This is a genomic window from Rheinheimera soli, assembly GCF_021290985.1.
GTDB classification, from domain to species: domain Bacteria; phylum Pseudomonadota; class Gammaproteobacteria; order Enterobacterales; family Alteromonadaceae; genus Pararheinheimera; species Pararheinheimera soli.
The window spans coordinates 1-10,673 of sequence record NZ_JAJOYU010000054.1 but is presented as its reverse complement, the minus strand read 5'-3'; the positions used below and the strand labels follow the sequence as shown (position 1 = coordinate 10,673).

The 10,673-nt window shown below is 53.5% G+C and carries 11 protein-coding genes; 8 read left to right on the top strand and 3 right to left on the bottom strand.

Annotated elements, in window-relative coordinates; all coding sequences use genetic code 11:
• Positions 1–245 (top strand): hypothetical protein (locus LSG37_RS20595; protein ID WP_233081887.1); only part of this gene is annotated, 245 nt, incomplete at its 5' end.
• Between the two features lie 33 nt (positions 246–278).
• Entirely contained in the window at positions 279–722 is a 444-nt protein-coding gene (locus LSG37_RS20590; protein ID WP_366515591.1) for a DUF3083 family protein, read from the top strand.
• A 46-nt stretch (positions 723–768) separates the two neighbouring features.
• On the opposite strand, the gene LSG37_RS20585 is transcribed toward LSG37_RS20590, so the two are convergent.
• From LSG37_RS20585 to LSG37_RS20575, 3 genes are all read right to left on the bottom strand, one after another.
• A complete protein-coding gene (locus LSG37_RS20585; RefSeq protein WP_233081886.1) occupies positions 769–4,620 on the bottom strand; it encodes an efflux RND transporter permease subunit in 3,852 nt (1,283 codons plus the stop codon).
• A 3-nt stretch (positions 4,621–4,623) separates the two neighbouring features.
• The gene (locus tag LSG37_RS20580) at positions 4,624–6,474 is read right to left on the bottom strand and encodes an efflux RND transporter periplasmic adaptor subunit (RefSeq protein ID WP_233081885.1); all 1,851 of its coding nucleotides are present in this window, start codon (positions 6,472–6,474) and stop codon (positions 4,624–4,626) included.
• A 76-nt stretch (positions 6,475–6,550) separates the two neighbouring features.
• Positions 6,551–6,958, bottom strand: a complete 408-nt coding sequence (locus LSG37_RS20575; RefSeq protein WP_233081884.1) for a hypothetical protein — start codon at positions 6,956–6,958, stop codon at positions 6,551–6,553.
• A 192-nt stretch (positions 6,959–7,150) separates the two neighbouring features.
• Here LSG37_RS20575 and LSG37_RS20570 point away from each other — a divergent pair, with 192 nt between their 5' ends.
• From LSG37_RS20570 to LSG37_RS21490, 6 genes are all read left to right on the top strand, one after another.
• Entirely contained in the window at positions 7,151–7,558 is a 408-nt protein-coding gene (locus LSG37_RS20570; protein WP_233081883.1) for a hypothetical protein, read from the top strand.
• Positions 7,559–7,661: 103 nt separating this feature from the next.
• Complete coding sequence (locus LSG37_RS20565; RefSeq protein WP_233081882.1) at positions 7,662–8,108, top strand: copper resistance CopC family protein; 447 nt, start codon at positions 7,662–7,664, stop codon at positions 8,106–8,108.
• Between the two features lie 183 nt (positions 8,109–8,291).
• A complete protein-coding gene (locus LSG37_RS20560; protein ID WP_233081881.1) occupies positions 8,292–8,840 on the top strand; it encodes a copper resistance D family protein in 549 nt (182 codons plus the stop codon).
• Between the two features lie 292 nt (positions 8,841–9,132).
• On the top strand, positions 9,133–9,303 hold the full coding sequence (locus LSG37_RS20555; protein WP_233081880.1) for a hypothetical protein: 171 nt from the start codon (positions 9,133–9,135) through the stop codon (positions 9,301–9,303).
• The gene (locus tag LSG37_RS20550; protein WP_233081879.1) at positions 9,257–10,435 is read left to right on the top strand and encodes a TolC family outer membrane protein; all 1,179 of its coding nucleotides are present in this window, start codon (positions 9,257–9,259) and stop codon (positions 10,433–10,435) included. Before LSG37_RS20555 ends, LSG37_RS20550 begins: the two co-directional genes overlap by 47 nt.
• Before the next feature lie 10 nt (positions 10,436–10,445).
• Positions 10,446–10,673 (top strand): LpxL/LpxP family acyltransferase (locus tag LSG37_RS21490; protein ID WP_436286429.1); only part of this gene is annotated, 228 nt, incomplete at its 3' end.

Genomic DNA, 10,673 nt, shown 5'->3' with positions numbered 1-10,673 from the left:
TTGCGGCAACTAGCGATACAAAAAATGATAAAGATGCAAATAAATATGTTAAAAACAAGTCGCTCATAACTGTGCCCTCTATTAAATCAAAGAGAATCGCCGCGAACACCGTCGCGATTCATGTGCTTCGCGCAGACATCGTACTCGCAGACTGCGCCCCAGCAGTTAAAGCCAATACGCTTCACCGCTTTGGCAGTACAACCATCTGCCATGCAGGTTTCGGCAAGCTCTACGTGTTTGAGTAAAAACGTGGCGTTGCAAACAACAGCTAATGGACGATTACCGCGTTTACCAAACTTTCGCTGCAGGCGAATTTCTGCAGCTCTGATCTGACGCTATATCAGCATATCGCCGATCACTTTGTCTTGGCCTGTCAGCAAGAAAAACTGCAGCATCTGGCCGTGCTGGCAAATGGTTTGTTACCCTTGGTCCGCAATAGCCAGTTTGATAAAAGCAGCCAGGGCACAGAGTTACAGATGATTGGTTTTGACCCCAGCGCCAAACAAGGCCAGCTGGTCAGTGATCTACAGGGCGATAAGCTGGTAGAAATGATGCAGTTGATCATTTTCGCCACGCCAGACGATCAAACCGATATGGGTTATGGCCGCTTTATGAATGAAGTAGAAAGCGCGCTGCGTCGTTTTGCTAAAGCGGTAAATCTACAACCAGAGCGCGATGACTTAACGGTGCGCTTCCATCAGCATATTAGTTACCATAACTAGCTGGTTCAGACTCAGGGCCGCTATTATGGCCCTGAGTTACCCCCTTTTAGTCTCGCAAGCGCCACTCCTCCCGGGCAGCATAAAGCACCGGCACCATAAAGACGCTCAGTAGCACAAACAGCATGCCGCCAAGTGTCGGTATCGCCATCGGGATCATCAGATCAGCACCGCGGCCAGTGGAGCTGAGTACCGGTAATAGCGCCAGTATCGTAGTAGCGGACGTCATTAAACAGGGGCGAATGCGTTTGGCTGCCGCCGCACACACTAACTCGCGCACTTCAGCACGGCTGCGTGCCGGCCGGGCGGCAAATTGCTGTTTCAGATAAGTCGCCATCACGATGCCATCGTCGACAGCAATACCAAATAAGGCTAAAAACCCGACCCAGACCGCGATACTCAGGTTATAACTTTGCAGATTAAACAGCTCACGCAGATTGGCGCCAAACCACTGGCTGTTTAAAAAGTCCGGTTGTGCGAACGCATCCAGCGCGATAAAACCGCCAGCCCAGGCAATGGCAATGCTGCTGAAAATCATCAGCGCGGTACTGACCTGCTTAAACTGTAAATACAGCAACATAAACACCAAGGTCAGCGCCAGCGGCACCAACCAGCTTAGTGTCGCCGCAGCACTTTGCTGTTGCTGGTAACTGCCGGCAAACTGATAACTGACACCGGCCGGCAATGTCAGCTCGCCCTGGCTAAGCAGTTGTTGCAAATAAGCCTCTACCTGCGCGACCGCTTCGACATCGGCGATACCCCGCTCTGCACCAAAGGTAATGTAGGCGGTTAAAAAGCTGTTTTCCGAGCGGATCATCTGTGGGCCACGCTCGTAGCGGATTTCTGCCAGTTCAATTAACGGCACACTATAGCCGGCGGGCGTCGCCACTAGTACTTGAGCTATCGCCTCCAGACTATCGCGTTGCTCGCGTTGATAACGCACCCGGATCGGATAACGCTCGCGCCCCTCGACGGTGCGACCGGCATCCATCCCGGCCAGAGCAGTACTTAAGCTTTGCTGCACTTGTTGCATACTTAAACCATGCCGTGCGATTTGCTGCCGATTGGGCGTGACAATTAAATACGGCTGGCCCACCACCCGTTCGGCATTTACGGTGAGTGGCGAAATGGCCGGGGCGTCGCGCAATGCCGCCTCAAACGCCAGCGCAATCTGCTCCAGCGTGGCTAAATCCGGCGCCTGTAGCTTAATACCCATCGCCGCGCGCATGCCGGTTTGCAACATCAGTAACCGGGTTTCGATCGGCTGCAGCTTAGGTGCCGAGGTCACGCCGGGCAATTGCGCTGCCTGCACGATTTCCTGCCAGATATCATCCGGACTTTTGATATGCTCACGCCACTGCCGGTAAGGCCGGCCGCGCGGATCAATAATTAACTCACCATCGCTATCGCGCACAAAGCTGTCAGTTTGCCGGTCATATTTAAAATACAGCCGCTTGCCCCGGGCATCGGTTTTATATTCGCTGTGATATTGGATCAGCGTTTCAATCATCGATAACGGCGCCGGATCCAGCGCACTGTCGGCACGGCCAATTTTACCCACCACCGTTTTCACTTCCGGGATCGCAGCAATCGCCTGATCCTGCTGCTGCAAAATACTGAGCGCTTCACTGATAGCGGCATGCGGCATGACCGTCGGCATCAATAAAAAGGCCCCTTCATCCAGCGCCGGCATAAACTCCCGACTTAATCCCGGAAAACGCTGTGCCAACTGACTTTCAGCGCTAAGCCCCGGGATCACCCTGGCCGCCCCCAGCCAGATCGAAAGACCGGTTAACACCACCAATAGTGGTAACAGTAAAAATGACAGTTTAAAACGCAGGAATAACCGCAACAGCGGCAGATAAAGCCGCCAGAATAGCCAGAATGCTGCGAGTACCAGCAATAATAAGCTGCTGACGAAAAGCAGGTTATGCCAGAAGCCTGCCCCCGGTCCCAACGGTAGCCAGAGCTGAGATAACCAAACTAATACGCTCAACAAAAGCACCATCATTAACAGACCATGGGCACGGCGTAGCAGCATAGTGGGTATGCCTTGCAGGCGCTGCGGGATCAGGCCGCGGCATTTTTGCGCTAACAGCGCCCTAAGCCGCGCCGGCTGTGCCGCAAACAACCAGTACAACACCACTGGCAGCAAGGTTACCGCCAGTAACACCGCAGCCAACAGCACAAAGGTTTTGGTATAGGCCAGAGGGCCGAATAATTTACCCTCGGCGCCAGTCATGGCAAAGACTGGCAAAAAGCTAATCACGGTAGTACTAATGGCGGTAAGTAACGCAGGCCCGAGCTCGCGCCCGGCTTGTTGGATCGCTAAAGCAGCATTAAAACGCAGCCCCTGCTGTAACGCACTCTGCCTTTGCTGCAACAGATTTTCGGTAAAAATAATGCCCAGATCGACAATGGTACCAATGGCAATCGCAATCCCGGCTAAGGCGACAATATTCGCCTCCACCTGAAAGTAACGCATCAGGATAAAGCTGGCCAGCACGGTCACCGGCAGCATTAAACTCACCGCCAGTGCCGCTCTGAACTGCCACAGCACCACCAGTACAACCAGGGTGGTCAGTAAAAGCTGTAACGCCAGCGTTGTCTCGAGGGTCGCGACCGTTTCATCAATCAGTAACGAACGATCATAGAACGGCACCAGCTCCACCTTACTTAAGCTTAACCACTGCGGCCAACTCTGCTGTGAATGTTGCTGTAACCAGTTGCGCCAGGCGTGCTGTACGCTGTCGCTTTGCTCAGTAAACTGTGTGCCGGGCAGCGGCAATTGCTGTAAGGCGGCAAAGTCACTGACCTGAGCTAAGCTGGTATCCGCCCAGTTGATCACGGCTTTTGCCGGTAAACCGGCCCGCAACTCACTGATGCGGGTTTGCAGATTGGCAATCGCCTGTCTGGGGTTATAGCCCTCACGCACAGTCACCACCGCACCCACCGCTTCGGCGCCAGCAACATCCAGCGCACCACGTCGCGGCGCCGGGCCAAAGTTGACCTTAGCCACATCCTGCACCCGGATCGGCACATTGTCCGGCCCCAGCCTGACGACCGCTTGTTCCAGATCGGCCAGCTGTTTGACAAAGCCCTGGCCGCGGATCAGATATTCAACGCCATTTAGCTCTCGGCTGCCGGCGCTGACATCCAGGTTCGCCGCCATCACCGCTGCCGTAACCTGCTCCAGTGTCACCTCAAAAAGCCGTAGCAGATTCGCATCGACTTCTATCTGATACTCTCGCTGATAGCCGCCAATCGCCGCCACTTCACTAATGCCTTCGGCCGTGAGCAAACCACTGCGTAAATACCAGTCTTGAATTGCGCGCAGCTCATCCAGACGCCAGCCGCCAGCAGGCTTTCCCTGCGGATCCTGCCCTTCCAGCGTATACCAGAAAATTTGCCCCAGGCCGGTCGCATCCGGCCCCAGCGCCGGTTGTACACCAGGCGGTAAGGTATCAGCCGGTAAACTGGCCAGCTTTTCCAGAATGCGCGATCTGGCCCAGTAAAACTCGATATTGTCCTCAAAAATCAGCGCTATGCTGCTAAAGCCAAACATCGACAGGGAGCGCACATCTTTCACCCCCGGCACGCCCATCAGAGCGCTACTGAGTGGATAGGTTAGCTGATCTTCCACATCCTGCGGCGAACGGCCCGGCCAATCGGCAAATACAATTTGTTGGTTTTCGCCCAGATTAGGGATAGCATCCACCGCCACCGGCTTAAGTGGCAGCTGATGCTGCCAGCCAAAGGGGGCCACGCCAATGCCAACCACCAGCAAGATGACCGAGGCTAACAACACCAACAATTTTTGCTGTAATAACAGCGCCATAAAACGGCCGAAACCCTGCTGGTTCTCCGTCTGGCCCGCTTCAGGTTGCAAGGGTGTCGTCATGTGTTAGCCCTCCGCCCCAAAACGGCGCACAATATCGCCACAGCGCAACATCATGGCGCCAAAATAGGGGTTGCGTAGCTCAGCCTCGCGCTGTAACCAACTGGCACCTTCGCCATCGCGAGCCATCGGGCAATAGGCTTCATACCAGCCGTCAGCCAGTACGCCCAACTCAGCAAAACGCAATAAACCCAGGTTATGCCGGTAGAACAGTGCCCTGGCTTGTGCAATTTCAGTGACGTCCATAATTTCGCCGGCACCGGCATTTAGCGTGCTAAGCACTCTGGGGAACCGCTCAGGCCAGTCAACCGCCGCCACCGCTTGCTGCAGCGACAAAGTCGCCTGCTGCCAGCCTGCCAGATCGTCAGCCACCAACGCCTCGTAAGCTTGCGTATACGCCTGCAGCAACACGCTTTGTGCCTCCGCCGGCACCACAAAGCCATCCGGGTTTGGCGCTGGTGTCGCTGCGACTTGCGGCGCGCTGTGAGTATGGGACGCCGTAGCGGTTGCATGCTGTGTAGGGGTAACAGCCGGATTTAACATACTGGGCAGGCCGCGGATTTGCAGTTCGCTATCCAGCCGGAACGCGCCCTGCGTCACCACTAACTCACCCGCACTGACGCCGGAGAGCAACTGATACTCTTCACCCAGACGCAGGCCAAGCTCGACCTGACGCGGTTCATACCGCGGCTCTGCCGGATCTGGCTGGACATAAACCAGTGACTGCTTGCCGGTAAAAAGTACCGCTGATGCCGGCACCAATAAGCTGGCTTTCACCTCAGCCTGAATACTGGCCTGTGCCAGCATACCGGGTTTTAATCTGCCATCCGGGTTTGCCAACAACACCCGCACCCTGGCGTTACGATTGGCGATATTCAGCTCGGGCTCAATCAGTTCAATGCGGCCACTCAGCGTTTCGCCAGGTAAGGCTTTCACACTCACCTCTACCTGCTGTCCGACCTGGAGTAACGGCAATTGGGATTCAAAGGCGGCTAACTCCAGCCATAACTTATCCAGCGCCAGTACGGTAAATAATGGCTGGCCGGTGCTGACGTAAGCGCCCTGATTAACGAATTTTTCAGTGACAATACCGCTGACCGGTGCACTGACTGTCACCGTATCCTGTAATTGCTCACGCTGCAGGATGTGCTCAATTTGCGCTGAGGGCACCCCCAATAAACGTAAGCGACGCCGTGCGCCGTCCAGCGTACTGCCAGCTGGCAAACTGCTGCGCGCCGACAACTGCTTAGCCTGCAGTAGCTCCTGCTGGATCACAATCAGCTCAGGGCTAAAAATTTCCAGCATCGGCTCACCGGCCTGCACCTGCTGCGCCGTGCGGTTAACATAAGCCTGTTCGATACGACCGCTGGTCCAGGCGCTGATGGTTTGCACCCGGCTTTGATCGGCTACTAAGGTTCCGGGTAGACTAAGGTGTTGGCTGCTGGCAGCCTGGCGTACCGGCATCACTGCGGTTTGCAACAGGGCGGCGGCTCTGGGGCTTAAGCGCAGTTCAACCTGCTCCCCGCTTGCGGTATGTCCATCTTCGGCGGCAACCGGGATCAGTGCCATACCACAGATCGGGCAGCGCTCATTCGGATCGCTTAAACGGATTTGTGGATGCATGGAACAGGTATATTGCTGTGCCGGCTGTAATTTCGCCAGCGGATCCTGTACCTGGGTGACGGCTGAATCCGCTGGCCCCGCATGACCATGACCATGACCATGATTTTGCGCCAACAGCGGCAAACTTGCTACGGATAAGCCGATCACCAGGGCAGTCATCGCCAACGGCGTAATACCTTGCGTGCTGAAGGCCCGCCATTGCCCCCGGCCATTATTTTGAGATACCTGAAACATAAAACACCTATACCAAAAAAAAAAAAACAGACTTAGTCGCAGCATGCTTCGACCACCAAGCATATCAGGTACAGGCTTAAATCAACAGAAGGTTTTTACGTAAGTAAAGCGGTGGGCCATGCTGTGGCGGCGGTTGTGTCCAGTAGGGCTTGCTGTTGTCGCCAGCAGGCAACAATGCGGGTTGGTATGCCGATTGCCAACTGACCAGAATGGCGCAACTGGCCAATTGCAGTGGCTCACTGGCTGCGGCCAGTTGTTCACAACCGCTGCAAGGTGCTTCCGCCAGCACAAGCTGAGTATCGGTAGCTGTAAGCTGCGCCAGCGTGCTATGGCAGGGTGACAGATGTTCGCTATGCGACGCAGTTGAGGGCAGTTCTACCGCCTGCGCCATATTCTGACAAAACAGCAAACACCAGGACAATGCCAGGCTAACCATCATCGTGATGGCCCAGATTTTTTGCCGTTGTACAAAAGTGCTGAGCATCTGCAGTTACCAGAGTTGAGATGCGCTTAATTTACGCTTTTGCCTTGTAATTGTCAAAATTGTTAAGGCAAGTAGATCAAAACACAGGCCAGATTAAGTGGCAGAATGCAGCCGACACCACAGGGCAGAATATTTGCCTGCAGAGGGAAAGTCTGCTAAAGTTTATACCGAATTTAATGCTTGGGTGCCCTAATGCGCTGTACCGCTCTGCTGATGATTGCTGCCTTGCTGCTGAAAAGTGTGGCTGGTTTTGCTATGACAGGTTGTCATCTCGGGCACCAACCTGCAGAGTCAGCCAGCGAGCAGGTTGATAGCCATGCCCAGGCCAGTGATAACAGCTCAGCTCAGTTAGCCAGTGCAGAAACTCTAAACAGCACAGTGGAATTACCTCGTCAAGCCGATGTATCTCAGCCTGAGGCCGCCGCCAAAGCGACGACTTCCATCTGTAGTCTGTGCGCAAGTTGCTGTGTCACCGCTACGCCGACTTTCGAGCAGAGTTCGCCTCAAGCTACCCAGGTAACGGATCCCATCCCTAGCCTGGATTTTATTGATTTAAGCGTTTTGTTAAGCCGCGCCACCCAACCTCCCAAAACCTGCTGATAGATTTGGCTTTAATCCCAGTTTAGCTAGGCTGTCTTGGTCCAAACCAGGGCATGCTGTTGTACCCCATACAAAACCAACTAAATTTTTGAAGGAAATGATGATGAAAACTTTAGCTAGCCTGATGGCAGCCCTGTTCTTCTTTGCTCTGCAAAGCACCGCAGCTTTGGCCCATACCCCACTAATGTTCTCGATTCCGGCAAAGGACGCCGTGCTTACAAAATCCCCTAAAGTGGTGATGCTGCACTTTGGTGATCCGGTACGGATGTTATCGCTGGAGCTTACCTTGGATGAAGAGGCCATTGAATTTGGCTTTCGCCGCAATACCGAAGCCACCGATCATATTGAGTTTACACTGCCGGCACTGAAGGCTGGCAGCTATCAGTTTTCCTGGGCTGCCATAGGCGCTGACGGCCACAGGGTCAGCGGTGTCATTGCCTTTAGTATTGATCCAAACGTAACAGAATCATCCCCTGGCAAGCAACCTGAGGCGGGAGAGCACCAGCACCATCACGCGAGACTGCTGACATTGCAGTCACAGGGCATTTAATCAGCAAGCCGGATCCTACTTTATCTGTGCACGGCCATCACGCTGGGGCTGGTGCTCTGCAACTGGCTGGCACAGCGGCACCGGCTTAGCGCACCGCTAAGCCGGCCTGGTCAGGCACTGGTGTTTGGCCTGGGTGCTTTTAGCGTGCTAAACAGCTTTCTGCTGCAGGTAGGAATTATGGCCATGACTGACATTGGAGGCATGTTTGATTGGGAACTGATGCAATTTCTGTGGCCGGACGCTGCAGGAAGAACGCTACGTCTCCAATTACCCGCCTTTGGCTTGCTTTTGCTTAGCCTGTTGCTTTTAAAGTTTAAATACCTGCCAATTCTGCTGCAAAGCCTGGCATTGCTGTTACTGATGCTCGGTTTCTTGCAAGGCGGACACCTGCTGCGCCTTGGTCTGCCAGGGCAGTTGCTGCTGCTAACACATCTGTTGGCTGTTGGCCTATGGGTAGGCTCCCTGCCACTGCTTTGGCGGCTTTGCCGCCATAGTCCAACCGCAAGGCTGCACGCGTTACTGCACCAGTTTGGTCAGATCATGATCGGGGTTTTGCTGCTAATACTGCTGAGCGGCGTCAGCATGCTGTGGCTGCTGTTATCCTCGCCAGAGCAACTTTGGAGCACCAGCTATGGCCAACTGTTGCTTGCTAAAATACTGCTGGTTATTGGCTTGCTGAGTTTAGGAGCCTTGAATAAACTCAGGTTGGTACCTTCTTCATCCAGCGCATAGTAAACATCTTTGCCGATATCGATCCGATACAACGGCGGCAAAGGTCTCTATCTCGTGTTTTATGAATAATCTTCTTCAATCGGCGGGTTTCCGCGCCATATAAAAATGCTATCCTGTTCATACTCAATGCGTTTGTGTGGCTTATTAGTTTGGCGACCGATCTGATCGCGCAAACTGCATTGAGTTCCCTTACCTGAGTGATCTACTATTTCGCACAGTTATTTAGTTTACGTTAACAGGTTATCATTTGGGCACTTATACGCACTTTCGTTTATCACCAGGATTAATAAAGATGAAAAAAACCCTCTTAAGCACTTTGGTGCTGTCATCTCTGAGTTTGTTCAGCCTGAATTTAAGTGCTGAAGATTTACAAACTGTGTATCAACTGGCTACGCAAAAAGATCCTGTGGTACAGCGTGCAGCCGCCAGCCGCCAGCCGCGATGCCGCGACAGCACGTATTGATGTCTCAAAAGCCCGCTTATTGCCCAGTGTTGTTTTCGGTGCTGACGTCAGCCGTTCTGCCGGTGATAACCTGCGCTTTAGTGGCAGCAATTCTGTCGGTGCCGGCATTCAGGCCAGACAATCGCTGTTCGATTGGAGCAATTGGCAAGGTTTAGACCGCGCTGAGAAAATCGCGCTGCAAAGCCAAACAATTTATGATGCTGAAGTGCAGGCGCTGATTGTGCGGGTTACCGATGCATACTTTAACGTACTGAAAGCCCGTGACAACCTGACTTTTGTCGCCGCGGAAAAACGTTCAGTCGAGCGCCAGCTGGAGCAAACCAAACAGCGTTTTGCGGTAGGTCTAACTGCCATTACGGATGTTCATGAAGCCCAGGCACAGTTTGATAGCGTTGTCGCCCGCGAAATCAGCAGTGAAAATGCACTGGAAAATGCCCGCGAAGCACTGCGTGAAATTACCGGCCAATACCATGCTCAGGTGGCACAGCTGGATACTGACAAATTCTCTGCCTCCCGGCCATCGCCAGAAGTGGTCACCGAATGGGTAAGTATCGCTCAGGAAAACAACCTGGCGTTAAAAGCACAGCGAATTGCGCTGGATGTGTCAGCACTGGATATCGATTTGGCTAAATCTGGTCATTTACCAACCTTAGATGCCAGCGCCAACTTAGGCGTGTCAAAGGTTTCTGGCTTTGACCGTGCAGATAGCAGCTCGATTGGCATTAATTTATCTGTGCCAATTTATGCCGGTGGCGGTATTGAAGCCGGTGTACGTGTTGCACAGGCTAACTATGTTGAAGTAAGCCAGGCCTTTGAGCAAACTCACCGCTCTGTCGTACGTCAGGTTCGCAGCTCATTTAACGATGTCAATTCCCAGATGTCAGTCATTCGCGCCCTGGAGCAAGCGGTGATTTCAGCGCAAAGTGCGCTGCAAGCCACTGAAGCGGGTTTTGAGGTCGGTACCCGGACTATTGTCGATGTGTTACTTATCACCCGCAACCTGTTCGATGCGCAGCGTAACCTGTCTGGTGCCCGCTATGATTATATTCTGGCCCAACTGCAGTTAAAGCAGGCCGCCGGAAACCTGACCGAGCAAGATCTGTTAGCTATTAACAGCGCACTGATCAATTAAGCTTAAGCGGGTGCGGTCTAAGCCGCACCCGCATCCTCCTACCAGTTTCGGCTTTTCTGACGGCGGTTTTCCGTTACAATACCGGCAATTCGATTTTCCGGAAGTCTCGATAGTGGTTAATGTTCCCCGTTTTAGCTGGCGTTTTTTATTACCGCAATACTGGCTGTTATGGCTGGGTGCAGGCATTCTCTATTTGATTAGTTGGCTACCCTATCGGATGTTAATGGTATTCGGCGCT

What these genes read in the sequence shown, in the direction of transcription:
- LSG37_RS20585 (WP_233081886.1), bottom strand. Translation starts at nt 4,620, where the DNA reads ATGACGACACCCTTGCAACCTGAAGCGGGCCAGACGGAGAACCAGCAG.
- LSG37_RS20580 (WP_233081885.1), bottom strand. Translation starts at nt 6,474, where the DNA reads ATGTTTCAGGTATCTCAAAATAATGGCCGGGGGCAATGGCGGGCCTTC.
- LSG37_RS20575 (WP_233081884.1), bottom strand. Translation starts at nt 6,958, where the DNA reads ATGCTCAGCACTTTTGTACAACGGCAAAAAATCTGGGCCATCACGATG.
- LSG37_RS20570 (WP_233081883.1), top strand. Translation starts at nt 7,151, where the DNA reads ATGCGCTGTACCGCTCTGCTGATGATTGCTGCCTTGCTGCTGAAAAGT.
- LSG37_RS20565 (WP_233081882.1), top strand. Translation starts at nt 7,662, where the DNA reads ATGAAAACTTTAGCTAGCCTGATGGCAGCCCTGTTCTTCTTTGCTCTG.
- LSG37_RS20560 (WP_233081881.1), top strand. Translation starts at nt 8,292, where the DNA reads ATGACTGACATTGGAGGCATGTTTGATTGGGAACTGATGCAATTTCTG.
- LSG37_RS20555 (WP_233081880.1), top strand. Translation starts at nt 9,133, where the DNA reads ATGAAAAAAACCCTCTTAAGCACTTTGGTGCTGTCATCTCTGAGTTTG.